The following is a 23,606-nucleotide window of genomic DNA, read 5'->3' as shown; positions in this document are numbered from 1 at the left end:
AAACCCCACAAAGCTTATAGGCTGTTTGAAAAGTCGGGTTGCGCGAACTTAGGCACTTGTCTCACGACGAGGGGACATGCTGGCTGACTGACTCATCTCTGAACGCCTCCTGGGTTGCTTGGGAAGCATACCCGGACTTGAGCCAATAGAGAGCCTGCAGCTTTTCTTTGACTCCGGCGTTGGAGGTCGACAGGAGGAGGGAGCGCAGTTCTTCAGCGGACTCAGCGATATCGATGTGGAGCTTTCCCGGCATGATGAATCATCTCGCGAACCTGACACCTACTATTCGCATCACATTTTCTCGGATTGGGTAAATGTTTTAGTTTGGTTGAGTTCTTCGATGCAGCAAGTAACATTTGTCGCTGCCAAGTCGTTTTTGTGGCGGTGACTTTCGAGTGAATAGTTTGCCCGTTCTCCGGGGCTGCAGCTAAAGTCTCAGCCGGATCGCGGTCGTAACTCCGCGCGAATGAACCGGTCTGCAGGTGATACTGACATGACTGACGTCGAGCTGACGTCGGTCATGTTACGGGCGGGAGCGAGCGATGCCAAGCGGTTGGTAACCGGAGCAAGCGGGTTTCTGGGCTGGAACCTGTGTCGGCTAGCGCGCGCGGAATGGAGCGTTTGCGTAACCTATACCCTGTAGCTATCGCGATTTTCCCACTGGTGCGCCGCGATCGCCAGATGTTGCCCTCGATAGTTCCAAAGCGTTTGCACTTGGCTACGATCCGCCATCGAGCGCGGAGGAACTGGCTGCTTTGCGAAATACTGCCAATGGAGTGCTGTAGAAGACCCCTAAAAGCGCTAGCGCGTTTCCTTAGCAGAAAGCATTGCTTGCCGGAATCCCAGGGCGATAAAAATGTTCGACACCGACAGGAAGACCTCCGCGGAACCGTGCAGCCAGTCGACGTTAGCGAGTTCGTCGTGGTATGCCACTTTGGCATAGATGCCAGCTGGAATGGTAACGAACACGAATAGCAATAGCACGTAAAACCCGATCGTTGCCAAGCGGGGGAAGCGACGCGATCGCGTCAGAAACCAGAGGAACCCAAGGTATGGGAACAGCGAAATCGCAAAGAGGTTTTGCTTGTTAAGGAGATCCATCATGCAGCGATCGCTCGGCAGAATCGTTGAAGTTGGCAGGGGATTGAGGCAACTCAGTAGACCTCGTGCCGCGCCAAATCCACCAGGCCGCCGCACACAAGGTTACGTTCCCAACGACCGTGAAGGCTGCTTGCATAGTCACCAGCCACGAGAGCGTGGGAGCATTGTCGAAAAAGTGCCAAGTGACAGCACACATGGCGCTCACCAGCGCGGGCAGCATGCCCCACGCCAGCCAAAACCAGTCGCGATCGCCTGTTAGCTCGCCAAAGCGCCACACGAACCAGATGGCGGCAGCCCATTCGATGACGCTGGAGATGTGAACGATCCAGGTGGGAATCGATAAGACGTGCAAACTAGGTGCCTCGAGTGCTTACCGAATCGATCCTAACTTGACTGTTGCAGGAGAGCGACGATCTGGGCACCGATCTCCTGGGGGGAGATGGATGCATTGCCGCGTGACATTAGCAGCTCAGCGATTGCGAACTCTCACTCGGCACAGCCAACGCCGATCGCGGAACTGGATCGGCAGCAGCGGCAAAGCGCAAGTCGACCAACCCTTCTGGGAGTGGGGGCTGATGAGGGTTAAACGTTGGTTGCCGGTGGTGTGCTTCGGCGCGATCGCCGCTGCTCTATGTTTCAACCGCGAGTCGGTCGCGTTCGAGACCCCCGCCAGCGACCGCTTGCGATCGCAGTGTCTCCAGCAGAGCAATGCGCGGGAAGTTTGGCAGGTCAAACCCAGCTCTGCTGATGACGGCGATACGATACGAGTCGCAAACGGGTCTGGGGAGAGAAAATCCGATTCTGCGGGACTGACGCGCCCGAGTAGAACCAGCCTCTCTGAGTAGCAGCGCGGAACTACCTGCGATCGCAACTACCGGACAGGACGGAGGTCGCGATCGCTCAGGTCGAGCAGGATCGCTTCGAGTTGAGGTGTAAGCGGTTAAGACTATCTGGGGAGTTCCGCAACGGCGAACAGATCGTCTGCGCTATCGAGGATACCGTTGGAGTTTAGATCCCAGTAGAACTCGCGATCGCCCAACGTCCCAGGAATTTCGATAACAGGAGTGTTAGGGTCGAGGACCATCGTGTCAACAGACGGATCGAAGAAGATAAAGGCATAGTCAGTATTCCCACCACCAACGTAGAAGGGACCGCTAGCGAGATCGCCAAAGATGAAGATGTCGGGTCCTGAACTACCGAATAGCTCGTCAATCTCGCCTTGGCCGGGGTTACTGCCGAGGGGACCAAAGTCGAATATAAATTCCCCTGTCAGGGGATCGGTCTCGACCGTGCCCTCAACACCAGCGAGGACGTCAGCTCCTGCGCCACCGAAGAGGACGTCATTCCCCGTGCCACCGAAGAGGACGTCATCCCCCGTGCCACCGAAGAGTTCGTCATCCCCCGTGCCACCGAAGAGTTCGTCATCCCCTGCGTTACCATTGAGCACGTCATCCCCCGTGCCACCGATGAGTTTGTCGTTCCCTGCGCCACCGAAGAGGACGTCCCTCCCCGTGCCACCATTGAGCAGGTCATCTCCTGCGTCACCAAAGAGGACATCATTCCCGGTGTCGCCATTGAGGACGTCATCCCCTGCGCCTCCATAGAGGACGTCATTCCCTGCGCCGCCAAAGAATTCGTTTGTATCGATGTCACCCCTTATAGTGTCATCGTTTTGAGTGCCAATGACATTGGAGAAATTCTGGACGGTGAAGCTCAGAGGACCTCTGGGGAGTCCATAGACAATCAAGGAGTCGTTGGCGAGGTCAACGTCAAAATTATTGAAGCCTCCAAAAATAGGGGGGAGGGAGCCGTCGATGGTGTTAACGATCCCGGCACCCGTCGCGCCAATAATGACTTCGACCGAATCGAGAAAATCAAAACCGCCACTTGACTTGGCGATGCCTTGGGCATTCAGCGTGATAGATACACCGAGAGCGGAATAGTCAACAGTGTCTTGACCGGCTCCACCATGGATCTGATTGTTGCCGGTGCGGTCGTTGATCAACATGGTGTCATCGCCCGCTTCAACGAATACCGTGTCGTCTAACCCATCATTGGTCAGAAAGATCGTATCGTTACCTTCAAAAGCGTTGATGATGTCGACTTCAAATGGATTGTCGAACAAGAAATCGTCGCCTTCCGTCCCAAGAATTGAAGCCATGTCAAGCTCTCCTAATTTGATTGAATTACAAATCAGCACCCGTGCACGCGTGCGAGGATTTGACGCTTCACACAAATGAAATGCCAACCTTTCACGCCTGCGGATTCGATACCAAAAACTGGAAAACTCTTGCTAGGCGATCGACCGACAAAGCAGTCTTTATCAGGAACCCAAAGCGTTAAAGGTTTCTGACATCAACAACTTGACATACGATCGAAGCTGGGCTATGCAATGAATGACTGAAGATGCCAAAGAGCTTTTGATAATGCAATCAAAGGCAGTTGGCGATCTCCTTGGCTTTGCGCCTCTATACTGCGATCCTACTCATATAGCGTCTTAGCTCAAACATGTACGTACGCGGAAAGCAAAAGTGCCTTCTGTTTAACTGCAGAAGGCTTCTTCTTTCGGAGTCAAACTGAGGTTTATATTAGTTTTTATCTCGAAACAAGTCAAGTCTTATTTCAAGTTTTATTCCTCATATTGAGATCGTGGCGTCTCTGACACCGATCGCCTATGAGGAGATGTATGCCAAGTCGCGTGACATTAGTAGCTCAGCGATTGTGAACTCTCGCTCGGCTAAGCCCAACGTCGGTCGCCGAACTGGATGAGCAGCAGCAAGGGATGGTCAGCCTATCCTGCCTGGTGGGAGATTCTGATAAGTGTTAAACCTTGGTTGCCCGCATCGTGTTTCGGCGCGATCGCAGCTGCACTGTTTCCCCAACACGAGCCGGTCGAGTTCGAGATCCCTGTCAGCGAACCGCGTGCGATCGCCCTGTCACCAGAAGCGCGATCGGGGGGAGGTAAAACCGAATCTTTGTAGGACAGCGACACGTTACGTTTCTCGAGCGGGTCGCTGGAGCTGAAGACACGGTACTGCGGGATTGACGCTCCCGAGATAGACTAGCCCCTCGGTGTGGCGTAGCGGGACTATCTGAGATCGCTGTTGCCTGACGGGGCGGAGGTCGCGATCGCTCAGGTCGAGCAGGACCGATCCGAACGGACTGTCGCGAAGATTTTCCTTGGGGATGAATCGGTTAACGCTCAGTTGTTGCCCACCGGAATGGACTGGCACCACGAGCGCTATTCGGGAAACTGCCCCAGCGCGCTGAGATTGTCGAGGCAGAGTCGTAGGCGCGATCGCAAAACCTCGGCGTGTTTGCTGAGAGGGACTTGCCGCCGTGGGAGTGGCGGCGGCGATAGTGCGATCGCTTGGTCCCCTTCCCCCAGGGGTTCGCGCTACTGCTGGTGGCAGTAGAATGCGGACTTCGACCAGGGTGTGAGGCATTAGGGCTTGTGCCGAGCAATTGTGCTTAGCGTCTGAAGCGTGCCAGGAACTCGTCGCGCGTCTGCGTGGCGATCGCCAGTAGGGCTCGCGCTTGCTCGGTCTCTGGAAGCTGCGCGATCGCGGTAGCCGCCCGAGCTAATTCGTCGTCAAGGGTGCCGTAACGCAACCGCATGAGATTCTCTACGCTTGCTCGCGCGTTTGCCTGACGACCTTCTCGGCGACCTTCCTGGAGACCTTCTTGGCGACCTTCTTGGCGACCTTCCTGACGCGCCTCTTGTCGGTTCTCTTCACGCCATCGTAAGTATGCGGGTGACAAGTTCATCAGCACCTCCTCGTCGTCCTGGTTTCTATTTTGCCGGACCTCGATGGTGTAGCGCCAGTTTTCAAGCAGTTCCAGCACCCGCGCCACGGTCGGCGACCCCGGTAGCGCGCGAATCTCCTCGATCGCCGCACGCTGTACTCGCCCGCGACCCAGCACGCGCATCATCAGGGTTTCGGGCGTTGCCGGGAGCTGGTGGATGGCGACGAGGTTGATGCGGTAGCCTTCAGGCCCGGCGTAGATGCCGGGTAGCCAGCCGGGTCGGGCCGTCGCGCTGAAGCGATCGCGAAAGGTATCGGAGAGGGTGGGCGAGAGAACCCATAGTTGCGGCAGTTCTGCGGGCGTGTCTTCACCGCGCTCGGCCCGTCGGCGCTGGTCGGCACGCAGACCGTAGAGCTTGTTCAGGCTGTCTTCGATGTCGCTGTCGTCGGGGGCGTTGCGGAAGATTTCGAGGGCGCAGGGCACGGTGCCGATACGACCGAACAAGCCCAGTAACGCTGGCGCGTCTGCTGAGGGGGAAACCGGGACGAAAAAGATATCGACCTGGCGGGTCTCGTCGAAGACGTCGAAGCTGGAGGTGGCGCGACCGAGGGGGTCGAGGAGGTCGGCGAGGAACTGTTTGGCGAGGTCGTCGTGGGGTTGGCGCGACATGGATGACTTAACGCGATCGCTCCCAGTGTGCCAGATAGGACGCGATCGCGCAGCTGGCGAGCGATCTCGCGAACCACGATCTCACCCCTGCCAGCGGTCGAGCGATCGCGGCGGTCCTCTCCCTGCTAGCCAACGCTTCCGACTTTAGGATCTATCGCCGCAAGCTGCGGGGTATGGCGAAAACGAGCGGCGATAGCTGGTCCGAACTGTCCGCCCGACCCGAGAGCGGGTCACTGGGGGAATCGAGCGCGCTTGAGACAGTTACCGGCGAGTTCCTCCTCGAGCTTGGGGTTTGGCGCGAGGTGCTGCAGTTGCTGGAGTGTCATACCGAGGACCCAGACATCGACGGCAGCGGTTGCATCCGCTGGTTCGACGCCGAGACGCTGACCAAGCTGGCGAAAGAACTACCTGATACCTACCCCAGTGCCCTGCGCGAAGTGCTCAAACAGGATTTTGCCCAGAGGGGCGAAGCGTTTGTCGGACTGCTCCTCGACCCCGTTTTGTTTTAGGAACATGGCATAGTGCGCGTTTTGCACCTGTGCCATTCTCACCGTGGGACTAAGCCACAAAGGATTCGAACAAACTGTCTAGCTCGGGATCGCGGAGAATATAAAGTTGAAAACCGATGTAGTCTTTTACGAGTTCTTTGCATTTGCTCCCGCCCTTATTGAAGAGTTTCTCGACGTTTGTTTGCCGATGGGCTATACGTTCTCGGCGCCAGTCGTGAAGGCTCTCGAACGTCGTCTCGATGGACTATTCCTCCCCAACTCTCCGGACCCGACCATTCCGCTGATTCTGCTTGAAACAAAGATGCAGGTGGACGAAGGGTTATATCGCCGCATCTTTGCCGAACTCGGACTCTAGGTAGTGCAAAATGGAGTCAGGCGCAACTGGGCGGTTGTAGTTATCTATCCCGACCGTGACACAGAGCGTCCAGCCCAGGCTCAGTTAATGGACGCACTGACCCTAAAGCAAATCTATCTTAACGAGCTACCAGCAGGCGGTTCCCGCGAATGCGAGTGCCTGCCACTGGTGGCTGCTAACCGAAACAAGGCCGCAGCAACAGCCCGAGAGCTGGTTGCCAGTGCGCGGAGTTCCTCAGAATCGGCTGAACGCCGGAGGGAGTTCGTCCGACTCGTCTCAACGATCGTGACCCGCAAATTTCCTAACTTGTCCGAAGAAGAGGTCAAACGCATGTTGGAACTCGCGCCGCTCGAACAAACCAAGCCTTATCAGGAGGGTCGCCAGGATATGATCTTCCGGATGGTGATACACAAATTTGGTGAGGTAACTCCGGAACTTCGCGAACAAGTTTCCAACATGAAATCCGAAGAGTTGGGAGACCTCGCCGAGGCAATACTCGATTTCACTCGAGTCGACGACTTACAGTCCTGGTTCCAAGACCGCCAAAGCTGCTGATTCCGAGAACGCTAAAGTCAGAAAAACGCCGCCAGATACGGTAGCAATCCCCTAAACCAGCCGCTTCGTCCCGCCCGTACCGGATGTAATAGTGTCACGCCATTGATTGTTATCGTGACTGAAACCAATAACATCGGCTCCACCCTCAACGAGGCGACACAAAAGGACATTGCGGGACCGGACACTCGGCAGCCGGTAACACCCGCCGCGACGCCAGCAACTCCACGGGAAAGCGCTGAATCATAACCATGTCCGCCTCCTGCACGTATTTGTTGAGTGTCGCATCGTCCCACCCGTGGCGGTCAACCGGCGGCACTGTCGCTACCTTCTCATCCCCTTTCCTGACCTCAAAGCCGATCGCGTGCACCCCACCCGTCGGCGGCGAATAGACCACCGCGATCGCCGCCGTCAGCACCTTGACTGCTGGCACCGGCACCGTTAGCACCACGGGACCCATCTCCGCACCCTAAACTGACGCGAGTGGGAACGCCCGTCACCGGATTGATGCCGTCGGCGCGCTCGCACAACTGAGCTACTTGGTAGCGATCGAGAATTGCATCGGTGAAGTCTGCGCCCGTGATGTCGGCGTCGAAGAAGCGCGTGCGCGTGGCGATCGCCTCAACAAACAGCACGTTGCGCAGGTTGGCGCGGTCAAAGGTAACGCGATCGACCAGTGCGCCCGTGAGATTTGCTCCTTCAAGGTTGGCATCCAACAGCGTGCCCTTCGTAAGGATGGCATTGGTTAAGTCGGAGCCGCTAAAGTCGGCACGACGCATATCGGCGGCTGCAAATACGGCACCGACAAAGTCATTGTTCGACAAATCCTCGCCTTTAAGTTCCGCGTTCGTGTAATTGACAGCTTTGCTGCTGTAGGTAACGGAGTTCTGAGAAACAGTTTGGGCGAGCGCGGGGGTAGCCTCCAGCAGCACCCACTCGGCAGCAAGCAACAACGCCAGCAGCACCATCACCAGTCGCCGCCAATTTCTAGACATCCTCTCTGACTCCACGCGTTTGCCCTAACTCGAGAACGAGCATCGCACAAATTGCCTGAAGACTGCATCTGCCTTAGTGCGTCTAGCAATAGAGACTGCAACGGCCGCGATTTTGGTTTTAGGATTTGACAGGAACGATCCTTCACGCAGGCCGAAGAGATGACAACTACCGAGTTCGATCGCGGCGCGATTGCCGACCGTCCCCCACGCATTAATGCCCTCACGACGATCCGGTTGGGGCTCTACCAAATCGCGATCGGGATGATGGCCGTGCTGACCTTAGCAGTTATCAACCGCGTGCTGATTAGCGAGCTGGGCGTCCCCGGCACCATCGCCGCGACTCTGGTTGCAATTCCCCAGTTGCTTGCATCGCCAGGCAAAATCTGGTTCGGTCAGCTTTCGGATGCCAAACCGCTTTTCGGACTCCATCGCAGCGGCTACGTGTGGTTTGGCGCAGCGGCCTACGGCACGCTCATCTTCATTGCCATCCAAATTGTTTGGCAGCTCGGCGGTGCGATTCGGTCTGTGGACGGTGCACGTGCGGCCGGTGAATGGGCTTGGACGATGCCGATCGCGGGGTGGACGGCCGTTTTAGCGCTGATTTTCGGGGTTTACGGTTTGGCCGTTAACGCCAGTTCCGTGCCCTTCGCCACGCTTTTGGTCGACGTCACCGAACCGGACGAACGATCGCGCGTGGTTAGCGTGGCGTGGTCGTTCCTGATGGTGGGCATTGTTGTAGCGGGCATCGGCGGCAGTAAGTTTCTGGATCGCATCCAATCGGCAACTGATGGCAGCGTCACTTCGATTGAGGCGCTGCAGGGGCCGATTAACGGATTGTTCGCGATCGTGCCGTTAATCGCGCTGGGGCTGGCATTTGCCGGCACTCTGGGCATCGAGCCGAAGTACTCGCGCTACCGGTTGCGATCGCGTCTGAGCGAGGGCGACGACTTGACTCTCGGTCGCGCCCTAAAGGTGTTAACCTCCAGCCGCCAAACGGGCTTTTTCTTCACGTTCCTCATTGCTATGACCGTGGGGTTGTTCATGCAGGAGGCCGTGCTCGAACCCTATGGCGGCGACGTATTCGGCATGACGATCGCCCAAACCACTCAGCTAAATTCGTTTTGGGGCATCGGCATTCTGGTCGGGCTGAGCGCGGCCGGCTTCGCGATCGCGCCGAACCTGGGTAAACGGCTGATGACACGGCTGGGCTGCGGATTGGTCGCTGCCTGCTTCATTATCGTGATTGCTGCAGGCTTCACGCGCTCCCAGCCCGTGTTGCAGGGGGCAGTATTGCTGTTCGGATTCTCGGCCGGGATCGCGACTAATGGGGCGATCGGGCTGATGCTCGACCTGACGGCAGCGGAAACAGCGGGTACCTTCATCGGGGCGTGGGGCTTGGCCCAAGCCCTGGCGCGTGGCGCGGCAACAATTTGCGGCGGCATGCTGCTCGACCTCGGCAATGCACTGTTTTCTGCTCCAGTGTTGGCGTACGGACTGGTTTTCGCCGCACAAGCAGGTTTCATGGTGTTCGCGATCGCCCTGCTCGGTCGCGTGGACGCCACTGAATTTCAGGAAAGCACGCGCAACGCCTTCGTGGCAGCAATGGAAAGCGAACTCGATTAGCAAACTAGCAGTCCGTCCTCTCGCGCGCCCTTGCCCGGTGATGAAAGGGTTTGCTCCAGGCGCGATCGCTTCATACAAGCAAGACAGCCCGGAACAAAATTGCCACGTTCGGTTCCAGGCGAGTAATGGCGAGATTGGCAAGCGCCTAACGGCGGCACATGCGTGGCGGGCAGCTGACATTACCGCTGGCGATCTCCGCGCGTCGGTTCTATCCTAAGAAGCGTTTGGCGTGAGGACGTTTGGCATGGTTCATCGCTTGCTATCCGGCGCGCTGAGCGTCGAACGTTACGAAGTCGCGATCGCCGATTTGCCGCCATCCCTGGCAGGCACGCGCATCGTTCACCTGACGGATTTCCACTACGACGGCCTGCGCCTCTCGGATTGGCTGCTGAGCGACGCGATCGCCGCGAGTAATGCTGCCGAACCGGACTTGGTTCTGCTGACCGGCGACTACGTCACCGACGAGCCCGAACCGATTGAAGATTTGGTGTTACATCTCAAGCACCTCCAGGCGCGCGCGGGCGTGTTTGCTTCACTGGGCAACCACGACTTGCACTTCCCGCGCTCCCGGAATGTCGTCACTTCAGCTTTCGAACGCGTTGGCATCCGCGTGCTCTGGAACGACGTTGCCACCCCGCTCGGTGCGGCCTTGCCGGTGGTCGGACTGGCCGATCTTTGGTCGCGCGGCTATCGACCGGAACCAGTGATGTCGCAGCTCGATCCGCAGCGTCCCCGCATCGTGCTTTCGCACAATCCAGATACTGCTGAGGGCTTGCAACGCTGGCGGGCAGACTTGATCCTTTCCGGGCACACGCACGGCGGGCAAACGTTTCTGATTCCTGGCTGGGGACCGATTCCGACAATCCTACAGCCAATTCGCCGTCGCCTACCGAAGGCACTGGCCAACGTTCTGCCACTCCTCCGCGAGTGCCCCAGTGTCGTCAAACACTGGGAGTGGGCCCAGGGGTGGTTCTCTGTCGGCAGCAATCAACTCTACGTCAATCGCGGTCTGGGGACTTATTTGCCGGGACGGGTGTTCTGCCCGCCGGAAATTGCCATTATGACCCTCGTTCCAGCCGGGTAGCGCGGTCTGTTCGCCGTTAAGGTCGAGCTCTTGCAACAATTATTGGGGGCTAGATCGGGTCCGTCTGGTCGGCGATCGCCTCTCCACGACTGAGCCTGGTGCCGCTGTTTTTTCCTTCGGAGTTACCCTACCTCCAAGACATGCGGTAACTTTGAGAAGTGCGCAGTTGTCTCGTACCGCAGCTGCTATGGTTGTTCGTTTACCTAATTTATTTACGTACTTTCAATGTTGACATCCTGGGCCACGCTGCTGCAGCCCGACCTCGTGTTAGGAGCGCCCGTAATCGAACTGACGCCCGACATTTTGGCAGAGCATGGGTTGCGCGGGCTCGTACTCGATGTCGATGAAACCCTTGTACCGCTGCGATCGCGTCAGGCGTCGGCCGAACTACAACAGTGGGTTGCGGCTATCCGCCAAGAGACCGCGTTGTGGTTGGTCAGCAACAATCTCAGCGAAGGGCGCATTGGTAACATTGCGCGATCGCTGGATGTGCCCTACATCCTCGGGGCGCGCAAGCCGTCGCGCCGCAAGCTACGCCAGGCCGTGCAAGAAATGAATCTGCCGGTGGAGTCAGTGGCAATGGTGGGCGATCGCTTGTTCACGGACGTGCTGGCTGGCAATCGGTTGGGCACGTTTACAATCCTGGTTGAGCCGATGGTTGACCCAGCGATCGCGGCACGGGATTACCCGCTGCGTGCCATGGAGGTGCGTCTCTCCCAGTGGCTCGGCGTGTCGTTGTCCGAGCGCCCGTCTCAGGCAAATTGATGCCGATCGATCTACGGCGACCAAACGACCGGAACCCATACTAGGTTGGGGCTGAAAAGAATTCAAAGAAAACTTTACGGGGCTGCTACGAGGTGAAAGCCTGACTGACTAATACAAGTGTCTCAAACCCAGCAAGCTCGCGGCAAGCTTTCAGGAGAGATATCAGTCAGCCAGCCACCAGCTAAGTAAGTTGAGGGAGCCCGGTTGTCTGTAGGTGGGGTCGAGCGATCGCCGTCCGGGACATTCAGGTAATTTCCCTTTGCAGCCACGGACGGAACTGGCGAACCCATGCATTCTCCCTCGTGATTCAACTGGTACGCAGAAACCCCAAAATGTCCTCTTGCTGGAAGATGGGTAACACGAGCGAGGATTCCTGAGGGCGGGCAGGTGACTTCGACGAGAGGAGCGAGCTCAAGGTGTTGCTGTTGAACCGCCACAATTCCGGTATGCCGAGTACTGCGAAGGTAATGAGCGATCGAGGGAGCTGCAAGGGTTGATTCCAGCGGTAAGACCCGGTCGCTCTGTTAAGGGTGTGGAGCGTCACATTCCCCCCAATCCGACCGATAAATCATTCCACTGCTGCTAGACCGATCGCCCCTCAGAGCAAGCAGTCGAGCAGCGCAGCGGCAATGCGATCGTCCGCCCCCGGCACGCCCAACCGCCGCTGCCCGTTTTCCGCTGCGAGCTGCAGGCGGTCTGGGTCTTGCAGCAAATCCTGGAGACGCCGCGCAACCGATTCCGGACTGTCCGCCAGGATCATCGAACAGCCGAGCAAGCGCGTCTGGGCTTCGGCAAATGCATAAGTAAACTGCGGTCCGCGCCCCGGCAACGCGATCGCCGGTTTCCCTAAGCCCACAAACTGCTCGGTGGCCGTCCCAGCCATGGCGATCGCCACGTCGGCCGCCGTCAGACAGCTACCGTACGCCTGCTGCGTTAACACCAACAATGCGTTACCCCGCCGATACAACTCGCCTTGCGGGTCGCAAAACGGCAGATCCGTTTGTGCATCGAGATCTTCAACCGCTCCCCAGCCAGCCGCCAACACGTCTTCCCGAAACGGAGATCGATCTAGTGCCGGGGCGATCGCCGCCAAAAAACACAGGTGTTGCTGGGTGCGCTTGGCCGCCACTGCCATCGCGCAATCGAGCAACTGCCGCCAATTTGCCTCCGCTTCAGGCGATCGCGAGCCCGGCAGCAACAACACCCGCAGCGCGCGATCCTCCGAGTCCGAAACGATTGCAAACTCTGGAGCGATCGCGTCAACCATTGGGTTGCCCAGATCGAGCGCGTCGATTTTATAGTGCTGCAGGCGCCGCGCCGTGAGCGAGTCGCGCGGGAAAACTGCCCGACAGGTGCGCCCTTGCATCAGCCAGCGCTCCCAGGGCAGATACACCGAGCCCATCCAACGCTCCCATCGCGAGGTTTGCGGCAGCCAGCCCGCCTCGTCGCGCCAGTAATAATCCGACTTCGCCGTGCCCACAAATGCGAACGGCAGCCCCGACAACCACGCCATCAGCAGCGGCACGATATCGCCCACCGCCAGCACGCGCCCGCCTCCCTTCCGCCAACGACGCACGGCGCGCCATTGCGCCCACGTCAATTGCGCCAGACCGCCGCGCAGGTCGCGCCAAAGCTGCCGTCCGTCCATATAAATGAACCCGCCCGAGGGCAGCGGCTGCACCGGACCGACGAGCGGAACCCTCGCGCGCTCGTAAGCACTGCCGCCGCCTACCAACGGCAGTGCAGCGACTTCTAACTGGGGCGATCGCGCCTGAAGCTGCGCGAGCACCCGCACCGCGATCGCGTCTTCCCCGTGACCGTTGCTCAGGCACAGTAACCTTGCAGGCATCGCACTCGACCTCGCATTTGCAACAGCGACCGGCTTCAGCCCGACAGTATAGCCCACTGGGCGACACCCAGTAGTAGCGAGTTGTCGTTGTTAAACCCGAACGTTACAATGGACGAACAAAGCACGGGGCCGTAATGGTTTCGACAGGTTGACGAAAGCTGTTCCGTGATGCAGGTCGAGAGCGAGTCACCTCTCGTTAATCCAGACTCAACCAAAAAAGTAACTGCGAACACCATCGTTCCTTTTGCTCGCAAGGCAGCACTCGTTGCCTAAAAAAAACCTCTAACCTTTAGAGCGCGAGCGTCCGCAGTTTGACTCCGTTAAGGACTGTGGACCAACCCCTAACGGATGCTCGCTCGAACCGCCTTGGCCGGCCGAGCGCTAAGACCTCGCCAAGGGTCCCCGCTATCCGGGATAAGTGATAGACCCCGCTCCGAGGGTAAGACGAGCTAAACCTGTGAACGATTGGAAGGTCAATACTCAGTCTGGACAGCAGTTCGACTCTGCTCGGCTCCACTTTAATTCAAAGCCGCTCTCTTGCAGGGCGGCTTTTGAACGTTTGGGGCGATCTCGTGGTATGCGCAGGTCGATTGGCGGTGATTAAATGTAAGGTAGGGAACGGTTCAAAAAACGCGATCGCGCGTGTCGTCGGACTCTCAGGTTTCGGATCGGAACTGCTAGCACCTGGAAGAAATACATCGTGACTGCAACTCCATCGACATCGACACCTCCCACTCCCGCACAGACAGTCGAACTCGCGCCGAGTTACCTTCTACCGTTCGCGATCTTATTGCTGTCGGTGCCGGTCGTGCTGCTACAGCGTTGGGTCGGACTGACAACCGCGGTCTTTGCCGTGTTTTTGATCGTGCAGGCAGCAACCATTCGCTTGCGCTTCACGGCAACAACCCTGGAGGTCTATCGCTCCGGGCAGCAAATTCGCAACTTCCCATACGCGGAATGGAGCAACTGGCGCGTGTTCTGGCCGCCCGTACCGATCTTGTTTTATTTCCGCGAAGTTAAGAGCATTCACTTCCTACCCATGCTGTTCGACCCGAGCGCGCTACGCGCCTGTTTAGAACAGCGCTGTCCCGTAAAATAAGCCCATCAAGGTTGAGATCGACCGGGCAAAGTCCCTCTTTAGATAAGGAGTCTTTCCACTCGTTCGATCCCATGTCTTCGATTCAGGCGTAGTTGCCGCAACACTAGTTTTCCTCGATGCACGCCGACGAACCCACGCCCGAGCAATCTAACTTCACGCCCGACGCAGCCCCCCCCGAGCCGGCTGCTGCCGACGCAGTCCCTGCTGACTGCAACACCGCCGCCGCGCCGGGCGATGCCATACCAAACGGTACGGACGGCAGCGTATCCGCCTCTGCGATCGCACCCGACGGACTTGCAGTCGCCCCGCTCGAGTCAACGGAGTTACCAGCAGACACGGTGTCTGAGGCGATCGCCTCAGATGCAGACCTTGCCAATTTGACTGCCCGCAAGCAAGCGTTGCTGCAGGAGATCGGCGAGTTGCAAGCTCTTAAAACCGGCGCGATCGCCGCCCAGGCAGACGACTTCCAGAACACTCTCACGCGCATCACCGACGAAAGCCTCAAACCTCTCGAACGCCGCCGTCAATCGCTGTTAGCTGCCGTCGAGCAACTGGAGCGGAGGCGAGATCGCGTGCGCGAAGAGATGCGGACGACCTTCGCAGGTGTGTCGCAGGATTTAGCAATCCGCGTTCAAGGCTTCAAAGACTATCTCGTCGGCAGCTTGCAAGATCTGGCGATCGCCGCCGAGCAACTGGAACTGGCAAGTCCCGAACCCCCACCGCCGCCGCCAGAACCGCGGAGCAATCGCAATACCGCACGCGAGGCAACTAATGCCCCGCCGTCGCCCGAGCTCGTGGCGCAGCGCTTCGAGGAGCAAGCACGTCGCATCCGCAGTATCCTCGACCAGTACCGTCAGTTCCCCGATTACTACGGTCCGCCGTGGCAGTTGCGACGTACTTTCGAGCCCATTCATGCCGAGCGCGTGCGGCAATGGTTGTTCGAGCAGGCCGGACGCGGGACGATCCGCTCCCTCGGCAGCCGCCTGCAGAATATTTTGATTGCATCTGCCTGTATTTCGGTGCTGCGGGCGCTTTACGGCGATCGCGTGCGCACGCTGGTACTGGCCAATTCGCCGGAGCGGTTGGGCGAATGGCGGCGGGGACTGCAAGATTGTTTGGGCATTTCGCGCAGCGACTTCGGTCCCGAACGCGGCATCGTACTATTCGAAGACCCCGAAGCCTTGGTATTGAAAGCCGAACGCCTGAGAGAAAACAAGCAGCTGCCGCTCGTGGCGATTGACGAAACGGAAGGATCGGTGAACTTGTCGCTGCTGCAGTTCTCGTTCTGGCTGGCCTACGCTCCGGACCCGAAGCGGACGTCAAGTTACGAGTACTGATGCGGACGACCAAGCAGCGATCGCTTCCGAGCGTCACATGGCTTGAAACTTGGCAGGCAATCGGATACCAATTGGATACGGGCAATTGTGCCTAGCTTCATTCAATTACTGAGAGTTAATATCCGATCGCGCTCATGCTTGTTTACCTGACAATTGCCGGGTTGATGGTTGCCGCTTACCTGCTGGGTTCCGTTCCCTCGGGCTACCTGGCCGGTCGCTGGTTGCGCGGGATCGATATCCGCGAGTACGGTTCGGGCTCGATCGGTGCAACCAACGTCCTAAGGACACTGGGCACCGGAGCTGGCGTCGGCGTTCTGGCGTCAGATGTTATCAAAGGCGCGCTGGCAATTTGGCTGGTGCGCTGGAGTTTTGGATCGTTCCCGGCGTTGCCAACAAACTGGCTGCCGTGGATAGTAGTCGTTGCCGCACTGCTGGCCGTTCTCGGTCATAGCAAATCCCTGTGGTTGAACTTTTCGGGCGGTAAATCGGTGGCAACGAGTTTGGGCGCATTATTAGTGATGGTTCCACCCGTCGCATTGGGCGGTCTGGCCGCGTTCGCACTCGTCTTGGCCCTGACACGGATTGTCTCCCTAGGCTCGATGCTTGGAGCCGTCGCTGCGATCTGCACGGCTTTCGCGCTCCACAAACCGCTGCCGTATTTGCTGTTTGTTAGTGTTGCCGGGGGGTACGTCCTCCTCCGCCACCGCGCGAATATCGAGCGCTTGCTGGCCGGCACCGAGCCGCGCCTCGGGCAAAAGGCCGCACAGTAGCGAGAATCCTTAAGGACGCACAGTCTGGGCTGGCCGACAAATCTCCTAAAACCCATGAAATCTCACCACGATCTTGCCAGGCTTGAGGTACTGATATCAGTCAGTGGACGCACTGGCTCCGAATTAGCGAGAGACGATTCAGGTACGAGACGAAACCGGTCGCGGGGCCTTACTGCATCCCTGAGGTGGTAGGTAACATGATGTTAAGCACCCACGCACGTTACCCATGCAGCAAGTTGCCTTGAATCTGGTCGCGATTGGGATTTTCGCTGTCACGCTAACGACCCTAACCGGCCCGTTTTTGCACATTTCGCCGCTGGTTCCGGCCGGCCTCACTTTCGGAGCGCTGACGTTGCTGACCACCGATCGCTTTGCGTGGGAGGGTCAGGGTGCGCTCTTGCTGGTGGATGCCTTTGCCTCAGACGAACAGCGCGATCGCGTCCTGCATCACGAGGCGGGTCACTTTCTAGCAGCGTATTTTTTGGGAATTCCAATTGCCGGCTATGCGCTGACCGCGTGGGAAGCCTTCAGACAACAGCAACCAGCAGGAGCGGGCGGCGTGCGCTTCGATACGTCAGCGCTAGATTATGCTGAGGTGGCTAGCGGCAAGGTGGCGCTAGCCGTCGATCGCTTCAGCACGGTTTGGATGGCCGGGATTGCAGCCGAAGAGCGGACTTATGGCAGTGCAACGGGCGGTGGCGACGATCGCGGGCAGCTGAAAACGATGCTGAGGTCTTTGGGCTTTTCCTTGCAGGCACGCAATCAGAAAGAGCGCTGGGCGAAACTGCAGGCACAAGCGCTTCTAGAGCGTCACGCTGATGCGTACATCGCTTTGGTCGAGGCAATGGGCGCGCGAACATCGGTCGAGGAGTGCTACCAAGTCATTCAAGAACGCTGCAAGACAGCTTGATGAGGTGATACCAACTCTAGGAAGTGCTGCGACAAATGGCAGCTCGGGTACTTTTACCCTCGGGGCTCGCTTGCTCCATCTGTCGTAGGCATTCTGCAAATTGGTATGAGATGCCATCCAACCCAAAATGTGTGAAGTTGGGATCGCTTTTCCCCCAGCAATCGCCCAACCTGCCAGTCTTCACTCGTTAATTGCTTCAAGTGCGGCACACATGCCAAGCGTTCGAGATTATGCAGAGTATGCTTGGCGGTAATAATCACGATATTCTTCGGAGAGCAAGGGCTCCCACCAGGCACGGTTGTCGAGGTACCACTGGACGGTTTGCCGCAAGCCGGAGGCGATCGTTGCGGTCGGCTTCCAGCCCAGTTCTGTGTGGATTTTGGTGGCATCGATCGCGTAGCGGCGATCGTGTCCGGGGCGATCTTTGACGAAGGTAATCAACTGCCCGGCCGTTTTGACCGGTAAGGTCGGAGCGAGTTCGTCCATGAGCTTGCAAAGCAAGTGTACGAGGTCGATGTTTTTCACCTCGTTGTTGCCACCGATTGTATAGGTTTCGCCGGGTTTGCCGGCATGCAGGACTAGATCGAGCGCGCGACAGTGATCGAGCACGTAGAGCCAATCGCGCACGTTTTGCCCATCGCCGTAAACGGGAATTGATTTGCCGAGCAGGATATTAATGCAAGTCAGCGGAATTAGCTTCTCGGGGAAATGATAGGGTCCGTAGTTGTTGGAGCAATTCGTGACAATTGCGGGCATGCCGTAGGTGTGGAAGTAAGCACGCGCTAGGTGATCGCTTCCAGCCTTCGAGGCCGAATACGGACTGTTTGGCGCGTAGGGGGTCGTTTCTGAAAAAGGCGGATCGTCGGGATCGAGGCTGCCGTAAACTTCATCGGTCGAGACATGAAGGAACGCCATGCGATTGCCGGCAGTAGCATCGGCACCAAGGCAGGATTTCCAGTGGTATCGGAAGGCATCGAGCAGGACGAACGACCCGACAACATTGGTTTGCACGAAGGCATCTGGCGAATGGATCGAGCGATCGACGTGGGATTCAGCCGCGAAGTGCGCGATTGCCTCAATGCGTTCTTCTGCCAACAGGGTTTCTACGAGAGCGCGATCGCAGATATTACCCTGCACAAAGCGCAGATTGGCATTGGCTTCGAGGTCGGCCAGGTTGGCACGATTGCCCGCGTAAGTTAGGGCGTCCAGGACGACAACGCGGTCCTCAGGATAGGTTTGGCACCAGTAACGCACGAAATTCGAGCCGATAAACCCGGCACCGCCCGTTACGAGCAGGCGTTGCGGTAAGCGTTTTGCAGAGTCTCGACCGGCCATAGTTTCTCTAACGTGCTCCCGAAGTACTCTCGTTCCGTTCCCCAACGGTCAAATTCAGACTCAGTATAAAGGTTAAAACCAACCCAACTGCACGGTACGGTCGATCGCGTGCAGCGAACCCACCGCCTCTGCAACCGAGTTAGTCGTCTGCAAGCACACTGGTAAGTTCGCTCGCCAACTTATCCATAGGGGACGTGGAGACGATGCGCTGGTCGCTCGAGGTTGACTGTGGGCTCTAAACAACCAGCTAGGCTCAGCATTGTTTTATCGCGGGCGCAGCTTGGAGCTACTTCAGGATAACGATGGGAGCGCTTACCGATGGCGCGATGCCAGCACCATTTGAGTTTGGCCGATCGATACTGCTGCAGCCCCAGTCCCGAAGCCTCCCGCCCGAGCTTCTAATGGCGCTGTCGGAAATCCGCAAGCTTGCAGAGTAAGACGCCGAAACGGGCGCAACCCCCCGCCAGATAACAAAAGCGCCCCTGCAGTTACAGAGGCGCACTTCGTATTAGCCCAACATTGACTTACTACAATGCGGGCCAAAAAACACGATCGCTTCGTCTTTCAACACAAAATCCTGTCTCTCGCCCACCTCTGGCGCTGAGTGATCTATCAGGGTGTAAGCCCGCGAACTCGAATCTTACCTCGCCGACTTCAATCGCTAAGTCGTCCGCGATCGCGGCAAGACCAACCTCCGCAATCCCCTCAAACGTGTCTTCAGCCAACCTGTAGCAGCAGCGTTTTCAAGATTGAAAAATCTGCAGTTGGTCGGTTTTTCGCGGCATCGTCCGACCTCTTACCCCGAGGAGTCCGAGCCGCAGACCCTACTCGACTCTCTAAACCGACTGGGCGTGCCCACTAACGGTGCAAGCTCCAGCACACTTAAAACCGCTTGCCCCAACGTCCCTAGCAGACACGTAAAACCGATACTCGTTTTGCTGGTCGACAGCAAGCTCGCCCGTGCTTAAGAGTGCGGCAGCAAATAAGTGAGCGAGGAACACCTAAGAATTTGCGACCGACTTTAAGTACAAGACATTTTTTGGGCGGTCGCGCACTCGCGATCGCGTAACCTGCCCTAACCGACCGCAACAAACGGGCGAGTTGGTTTTGATGGCGGCGCGCCGGTCGCGCCCCAACGTGCTGGTTTTGTCCGTAGTGACGAATACTCTGAACCGCTGCAATTCAGGAGATTAGCCGATGATGCGCAAGCAAACTTTGGAGCAAGCGACGCAGAGGCTGCAGGCGTTGCTCAGGACTTACGGGCCGACGCACCTGTCGAGGGTCGCTTACCGGTCGAGCCAGCTGTCTTCAAGCCAGCAATTGAGTCCGTATTGGCTGCACCCAACTAACCTACCGCACTTGGTGGCAGTGATGGCGAATCGTTGCCAGCTATACCGAGTCGGCCCGGTTATCCGTCTGGAACCTCCTTTGACTATTATCCGTAGCTGACAACCGACTGGCGATCGCTGAAGTCGCCCCCTCAACCGACCTATTCCCGTTTGCGTCCTTTCAGATAAACAGCGGATGCGCGACTCCATCCGCGAATTCTTCTCGTAGTTCTTCTAGAAATTTCTTGAGGTCGGCTTGGCGGTTTCTGCGGGAACTCCTGGATAGTCTTGGAGGTGGTGCCGCTGGTGGTGGCGTTGACACCTGGACGTTAAAGATCGAGTCGCCACCGGGTTTGATAGCGCAGCTCCGATCGTAAGGGTGTTCGTAGCTTTTGCGTCTGCTTTAACGATGAGTTAATTGCCGGGAGTGTTGAGGGCAGAAAGCTTGATGAAAGCATCCATGAAATCACGGATGCTTTCACTAGCGGACTCGGTTTGGGCGCGGTCTCTAGCAGCCGCAAGCCAAGCTTCGTAAGCTTCGTTGAAGACTTGCTCGACTTTGGCTTTATAAATTTCGGGAGTGATGGCTAGGGTGACGAGGGCGTCAGTGCATTTTTTTTCTATGGACTGGATGGATTCGAGAGTGATTTCTGGGTGTTTTGCCATCAGCTCGCCGAAAGTAGCGCGGAAGGCATCGGGGTTGATACCTTCTCGGATGAGGATTTGCACGGCATCCTGATTCTCGGTGTAGAGCTTTTCGAAGTCGCCGGGAGCGAAGGTTGCGGTTGGGTCGTGGGGGCGGCGCTCTCGACTACCGAGGTGATTCGGTTGCTCTAGTAGATAGACGAACTGGCAATCGACGTCGTCGAGGACTGTAGTCGGGTCGATGTTCCAGGCTTCCAGGCAGGTCCCGGTGAGATAGGCGCGGGTGAAATCCACGCCGATGCACTGCGAGCTGTTCAGGTTAGCGTCTTTGAGGTTGGCATCTTTGAGAGTGGCGTTGGCAAGGTTTGCCCCTTTGAGGTTGGCACCTTCGAGTTTGGCTCCATTGAGGTACGTACCTCCTAAATCGGCGCGCTTGAAGTCCTGCTTGTAGCCATTCCTGCTGACGAGCAGGGCACGTGCGGCATTGTTGCGGAGGATTGACGGACCCAAACAAGGGAGGGACAATTTGTGCGCGTCTTTCCAGCAAGTGCGCACGATGACCGCTCCTTGAAAGTTCGTGCTCTTGAGAGTTACAGCAGTGAAGTTGGCATCAGTGAGGTCAGCTTTATTGAAATTTGTACCACCAATAGACCAGACGAAGGATGCAAGTTTGGACCAGAGGTAGGATGCAAGGTTGCGCAACCATTGGTAGCCATAGTAGTCTCGCGCAACTATTCGCCTTCCGATATACACAACAGGGACACCGATAATGAAAGCTCCAACGAGACTAACATTTATATCAGTGACAGCTATAGATCCAGTGAAAACTCCAGCGACAGTGAAAGGGGCAGCTATGACGATAGATCCAGCAACAGCTATAGCGATAGCTCCAGCGACAGGGTAGGTGTATATGGCAGGTAACGATCCAAAGCTAGCGATAGCCGCAAAGAGGAGAGTTCCAGGGATACCGGTATCTGCACTAACAGCGCAACGGAATACGATACAAGAAGAATCACAATATGGGATAGGAAACTCGCCAAAGCGGAAAGAGCAAATACGATCGCTAACACCCCCACAACCCAACGGCGCTGTAGCCCGACTTTTGCCTTGGTAAAGTTCGTTCCGCACAATGTTGCTTCCGAGAAATTAGTACCTCGAATGTCCGCCTCGGTGAAATCCGCCCCGCTGAGGTCGGCGTTCTTGAATGATTGCCCCCGCAGACTGAGGTCGCGGAAGTCTCGGTCCCCCGTGGCGTAGCGCCTCAAAACGTCCTTGGCGTTAGTGCGGTTCGCCATCATTCATCACCTCTTTACTACACAACAGCAAAATTTGATATTTTTGTCGATTGTATGTCAGCACGATTGAATCCGTCTGTAATCGCGGTGCATCTTCGCTATCGCTGTCTACAAAGCATCAGACCCGTCGTCAGCCTTCCAATTTTCCTCGCCGGTAACCTCTGGTGCGGCCTATTGGTAGCCGCCTTGAAGCATTCGGTGACGATCGCTAAGTCTGTCAATGCACTTTTTGGGCAGGGCTCCGCGCCGCGATCGCGCTTGCAACCTTATAGGTGAAAAGGACCCAGGAGTAATTTCAGGGTGTTCTCCTATCAGCTTGTTGAAAGAAGTGAGTAAGATGTCGGGGTTGATGCCATCACGGACGAGGTTTTGCACGGGTATTCATAATCTTGGTGTAGAGCTTTTCGAATTCCCCTGGAGCGAAGGTAGCATTCGGGTTTTGGGGGCGTCGCTCTCGACTGCCAAGGTCATTCGGGTGCTCTAGCAAGAAAACGTATTGGCAATCGACATCTTTGAGGACGGTGCTGTTGTCGATGTTCCAGGCTTGAAGGCATGCCCCGGTAAGTTGGGCGCGGGTAAAATCCACCCCGATGCACTGCGACCATCTTAGGTTTGCGCCTTTGAGGTTGGCTTCTATAAGAATGGCGTTGGTTAAGCTTGCCCCTCTGAGGTTGGTATCTTGGAGGTTTGCTCTGACGAGGTTCGCACCTTCGAAATCTAAGCCCTCTAAATCGGCTCCCTTGAAGTTTGTTTGTAACCATTACCGCTGACTAGCCGAGCACGGATGGCATTTTAGCCGAGGATTGAAGGACCAGAGCGAGCGAGATGCAATTTGCGAGCGTCTTTCCAGCAGGTCCGCGCGATAACTGCTTCGTCAATGTTCGTGCTCTTGAGAGTTGCGCCAGTGAAGTTGACATCAGTGAGGTCGGCTTCATGGAAATTCGTGCCGCCTATGCACCAGACGAAGGATGCAGCATGGCGTATCCTCTTGAGAGTACGGTAATTGCGCGCAACTGCTAACCATCCCCCTAACGCACCTATGCCACTGTAAGCGACAGCTGCAAAGAAAACAGTAAAACTTTTAACAACAATACCTCCAGTTTCACCTCCAGTTATAGCTCCAGTTAGAGTGACAGTGAAAACGATACCTGCAATTACAGCTCCAGCCACAACAACAGAGAGAGCGACAGCTCCAGAGACAGCGATAGATACAGCGGCAGCAACAAAGATGGTGTAATGGGCAGTCTGAAATCCAGCTAAAGCGATAGCAACAAAGGCAGCTAAAGCGACACCGGAATACGACAAGGCATAGGCTTTCCCGGAATAGGCTATGAGGAGAGCCATAAATAGGAATAGGATTACCGCTAAAGCGGCCAGGGTAAATACGATCGCCAACAACCCCACAACCCAACGGCGCTGTAGCCCAGCTTTTGCCCTAGTGAAGTTCGCTCCGCACAACTTTGCTTCCGAGAAATTCGCACCACGAATGTCAGCCTTGCTGAAATCCGCCCCACTGAGGTCGGCATTCTTGAATGATTCCCCGCGCAGGCTGAGGCAGCGGAAATTTCGTTCCCCCGCGGCGTATTGCCTCAGTACGTCCTTGGCTTTCGTATGGCTCGCCATCGATCACACTCTCCT

At 57.0% G+C, this 23,606-nt stretch carries 28 protein-coding genes, 1 other RNA gene and 3 pseudogenes; 16 read left to right on the top strand and 16 right to left on the bottom strand.

Translation table 11 applies throughout. The annotated features are described in order from the left end of the window. Positions 1-61: 61 nt before the first annotated feature. Positions 62-253: a hypothetical protein gene (locus KR51_RS00755; RefSeq protein WP_022603856.1), complete on the bottom strand. Its 192-nt coding sequence runs from the start codon at positions 251-253 to the stop codon at positions 62-64. 213 nt (positions 254-466) lie between these two features. Here KR51_RS00755 and KR51_RS18995 point away from each other — a divergent pair, with 213 nt between their 5' ends. Continuing rightward, positions 467-643: a hypothetical protein gene (locus KR51_RS18995; RefSeq protein WP_232214485.1), complete on the top strand. Its 177-nt coding sequence runs from the start codon at positions 467-469 to the stop codon at positions 641-643. Positions 644-801: 158 nt separating this feature from the next. On the opposite strand, the gene KR51_RS00750 is transcribed toward KR51_RS18995, so the two are convergent. Both KR51_RS00750 and KR51_RS00745 read right to left on the bottom strand, forming a co-directional pair. Continuing rightward, positions 802-1,104 (bottom strand): DUF3593 domain-containing protein, encoded by a 303-nt coding sequence (locus KR51_RS00750; protein WP_022603855.1) that lies wholly within the window; start codon positions 1,102-1,104, stop codon positions 802-804. After that, a complete protein-coding gene (locus KR51_RS00745) occupies positions 1,088-1,453 on the bottom strand; it encodes a DUF2499 domain-containing protein (protein ID WP_022603854.1) in 366 nt (121 codons plus the stop codon). Before KR51_RS00745 ends, KR51_RS00750 begins: the two co-directional genes overlap by 17 nt. 223 nt (positions 1,454-1,676) lie before the next feature. Here KR51_RS00745 and KR51_RS00740 point away from each other — a divergent pair, with 223 nt between their 5' ends. After that, complete coding sequence (locus KR51_RS00740) at positions 1,677-1,946, top strand: hypothetical protein (RefSeq protein ID WP_022603853.1); 270 nt, start codon at positions 1,677-1,679, stop codon at positions 1,944-1,946. Positions 1,947-2,047: 101 nt separating this feature from the next. Here KR51_RS00740 and KR51_RS00735 read toward each other — a convergent pair whose 3' ends face one another. Then, a complete protein-coding gene (locus tag KR51_RS00735; protein ID WP_022603852.1) occupies positions 2,048-3,262 on the bottom strand; it encodes a calcium-binding protein in 1,215 nt (404 codons plus the stop codon). A gap of 604 nt (positions 3,263-3,866) precedes the next feature. Here KR51_RS00735 and KR51_RS00730 point away from each other — a divergent pair. Next, a complete protein-coding gene (locus KR51_RS00730) occupies positions 3,867-4,082 on the top strand; it encodes a hypothetical protein (RefSeq protein ID WP_040654617.1) in 216 nt (71 codons plus the stop codon). Positions 4,083-4,094: 12 nt separating this feature from the next. Here the strand turns inward: KR51_RS00730 and KR51_RS20420 are convergent, their stop codons facing one another. Beyond that, on the bottom strand, positions 4,095-4,337 hold the full coding sequence (locus KR51_RS20420; protein WP_232214484.1) for a hypothetical protein: 243 nt from the start codon (positions 4,335-4,337) through the stop codon (positions 4,095-4,097). Here KR51_RS20420 and KR51_RS21120 point away from each other — a divergent pair. Next, on the top strand, positions 4,230-4,517 hold the full coding sequence (locus KR51_RS21120) for a thermonuclease family protein (protein ID WP_408638074.1): 288 nt from the start codon (positions 4,230-4,232) through the stop codon (positions 4,515-4,517). The two genes, KR51_RS20420 and KR51_RS21120, sit on opposite strands and share 108 nt — an antisense overlap. 55 nt (positions 4,518-4,572) lie before the next feature. Here the strand turns inward: KR51_RS21120 and KR51_RS00725 are convergent, their stop codons facing one another. Beyond that, a complete protein-coding gene (locus tag KR51_RS00725; RefSeq protein ID WP_022603851.1) occupies positions 4,573-5,517 on the bottom strand; it encodes an RpnC/YadD family protein in 945 nt (314 codons plus the stop codon). A 173-nt stretch (positions 5,518-5,690) separates the two neighbouring features. Here KR51_RS00725 and KR51_RS00720 point away from each other — a divergent pair, with 173 nt between their 5' ends. The 3 genes and pseudogenes from KR51_RS00720 (at position 5,691) to KR51_RS20410 (ending at position 6,936) form a co-directional block, all read left to right on the top strand. After that, positions 5,691-6,026, top strand: a complete 336-nt coding sequence (locus tag KR51_RS00720) for a hypothetical protein (RefSeq protein ID WP_040654616.1) — start codon at positions 5,691-5,693, stop codon at positions 6,024-6,026. Between the two features lie 106 nt (positions 6,027-6,132). Beyond that, positions 6,133-6,705: pseudogene (locus KR51_RS20415) on the top strand (DUF2887 domain-containing protein); the annotation flags it as partial. Between the two features lie 6 nt (positions 6,706-6,711). Further along, complete coding sequence (locus tag KR51_RS20410; RefSeq protein WP_269634855.1) at positions 6,712-6,936, top strand: DUF4351 domain-containing protein; 225 nt, start codon at positions 6,712-6,714, stop codon at positions 6,934-6,936. Positions 6,937-7,081: 145 nt separating this feature from the next. Here the strand turns inward: KR51_RS20410 and KR51_RS00705 are convergent, their stop codons facing one another. Further along, on the bottom strand, positions 7,082-7,252 hold the full coding sequence (locus KR51_RS00705) for a hypothetical protein (RefSeq protein ID WP_156914894.1): 171 nt from the start codon (positions 7,250-7,252) through the stop codon (positions 7,082-7,084). Positions 7,253-7,283: 31 nt separating this feature from the next. Further along, on the bottom strand, positions 7,284-7,928 hold the full coding sequence (locus KR51_RS00700; RefSeq protein ID WP_022603850.1) for a pentapeptide repeat-containing protein: 645 nt from the start codon (positions 7,926-7,928) through the stop codon (positions 7,284-7,286). A 159-nt stretch (positions 7,929-8,087) separates the two neighbouring features. Here KR51_RS00700 and KR51_RS00695 point away from each other — a divergent pair, with 159 nt between their 5' ends. The 4 genes from KR51_RS00695 (at position 8,088) to KR51_RS00685 (ending at position 11,400) form a co-directional block, all read left to right on the top strand. After that, positions 8,088-9,551, top strand: coding sequence for a BCD family MFS transporter (locus KR51_RS00695; RefSeq protein WP_022603849.1), 1,464 nt, complete (start codon positions 8,088-8,090; stop codon positions 9,549-9,551). Between the two features lie 40 nt (positions 9,552-9,591). Then, positions 9,592-9,768 (top strand): hypothetical protein, encoded by a 177-nt coding sequence (locus tag KR51_RS18990; protein WP_156914893.1) that lies wholly within the window; start codon positions 9,592-9,594, stop codon positions 9,766-9,768. A 27-nt stretch (positions 9,769-9,795) separates the two neighbouring features. Beyond that, on the top strand, positions 9,796-10,635 hold the full coding sequence (locus KR51_RS00690; protein WP_022603848.1) for a metallophosphoesterase: 840 nt from the start codon (positions 9,796-9,798) through the stop codon (positions 10,633-10,635). A 225-nt stretch (positions 10,636-10,860) separates the two neighbouring features. Beyond that, a complete protein-coding gene (locus KR51_RS00685; RefSeq protein WP_022603847.1) occupies positions 10,861-11,400 on the top strand; it encodes a YqeG family HAD IIIA-type phosphatase in 540 nt (179 codons plus the stop codon). A 122-nt stretch (positions 11,401-11,522) separates the two neighbouring features. Here the strand turns inward: KR51_RS00685 and KR51_RS18985 are convergent, their stop codons facing one another. Next, the gene (locus KR51_RS18985; RefSeq protein ID WP_022603846.1) at positions 11,523-11,690 is read right to left on the bottom strand and encodes a hypothetical protein; all 168 of its coding nucleotides are present in this window, start codon (positions 11,688-11,690) and stop codon (positions 11,523-11,525) included. 308 nt (positions 11,691-11,998) lie between these two features. After that, positions 11,999-13,249, bottom strand: coding sequence for a lipid-A-disaccharide synthase-related protein (locus KR51_RS00680; RefSeq protein WP_022603845.1), 1,251 nt, complete (start codon positions 13,247-13,249; stop codon positions 11,999-12,001). 125 nt (positions 13,250-13,374) lie between these two features. Between KR51_RS00680 and ssrA the strand changes: the two genes are divergently transcribed. The 5 genes from ssrA (at position 13,375) to KR51_RS00660 (ending at position 17,365) form a co-directional block, all read left to right on the top strand. Next, positions 13,375-13,768, top strand: a transfer-messenger RNA (tmRNA) gene (gene ssrA, locus KR51_RS17840). A 181-nt stretch (positions 13,769-13,949) separates the two neighbouring features. After that, complete coding sequence (locus KR51_RS00675; protein WP_022603843.1) at positions 13,950-14,348, top strand: DUF3119 family protein; 399 nt, start codon at positions 13,950-13,952, stop codon at positions 14,346-14,348. Positions 14,349-14,464: 116 nt separating this feature from the next. Continuing rightward, positions 14,465-15,685 carry a DUF3086 domain-containing protein gene (locus KR51_RS00670; RefSeq protein ID WP_022603842.1) on the top strand — a complete coding sequence of 407 codons (1,221 nt, stop codon included), beginning with the start codon at positions 14,465-14,467 and terminating at the stop codon, positions 15,683-15,685. Between the two features lie 134 nt (positions 15,686-15,819). Further along, complete coding sequence (plsY, locus tag KR51_RS00665) at positions 15,820-16,455, top strand: glycerol-3-phosphate 1-O-acyltransferase PlsY (RefSeq protein ID WP_022603841.1); 636 nt, start codon at positions 15,820-15,822, stop codon at positions 16,453-16,455. Positions 16,456-16,681: 226 nt separating this feature from the next. Continuing rightward, on the top strand, positions 16,682-17,365 hold the full coding sequence (locus tag KR51_RS00660) for a hypothetical protein (RefSeq protein WP_022603839.1): 684 nt from the start codon (positions 16,682-16,684) through the stop codon (positions 17,363-17,365). A 228-nt stretch (positions 17,366-17,593) separates the two neighbouring features. Here the strand turns inward: KR51_RS00660 and rfbB are convergent, their stop codons facing one another. From rfbB to KR51_RS00635, 6 genes and pseudogenes are all read right to left on the bottom strand, one after another. Next, a complete protein-coding gene (gene rfbB, locus KR51_RS00655; protein ID WP_022603837.1) occupies positions 17,594-18,700 on the bottom strand; it encodes a dTDP-glucose 4,6-dehydratase in 1,107 nt (368 codons plus the stop codon). Positions 18,701-20,442: 1,742 nt separating this feature from the next. Further along, complete coding sequence (locus tag KR51_RS00650) at positions 20,443-21,228, bottom strand: pentapeptide repeat-containing protein (protein WP_232214483.1); 786 nt, start codon at positions 21,226-21,228, stop codon at positions 20,443-20,445. 18 nt (positions 21,229-21,246) lie between these two features. Then, positions 21,247-21,426, bottom strand: a pseudogene (locus KR51_RS21115) (hypothetical protein); the annotation flags it as partial. Positions 21,427-21,548: 122 nt separating this feature from the next. Beyond that, a complete protein-coding gene (locus tag KR51_RS00645) occupies positions 21,549-21,968 on the bottom strand; it encodes a pentapeptide repeat-containing protein (protein WP_022603829.1) in 420 nt (139 codons plus the stop codon). A 355-nt stretch (positions 21,969-22,323) separates the two neighbouring features. Beyond that, positions 22,324-22,707 (bottom strand): annotated as a pseudogene (locus KR51_RS20040) (pentapeptide repeat-containing protein); the annotation flags it as partial. Between the two features lie 53 nt (positions 22,708-22,760). Then, a complete protein-coding gene (locus KR51_RS00635; RefSeq protein WP_040654607.1) occupies positions 22,761-23,591 on the bottom strand; it encodes a pentapeptide repeat-containing protein in 831 nt (276 codons plus the stop codon). Positions 23,592-23,606: the final 15 nt, after the last annotated feature.

The sequence above is a fragment of the Rubidibacter lacunae KORDI 51-2 genome (assembly GCF_000473895.1).
In the GTDB taxonomy this organism is placed as follows: domain Bacteria; phylum Cyanobacteriota; class Cyanobacteriia; order Cyanobacteriales; family Rubidibacteraceae; genus Rubidibacter; species Rubidibacter lacunae.
Note: the sequence above shows the minus strand (reverse complement) of the source record. Positions and strands in the feature narration are given on the sequence as shown.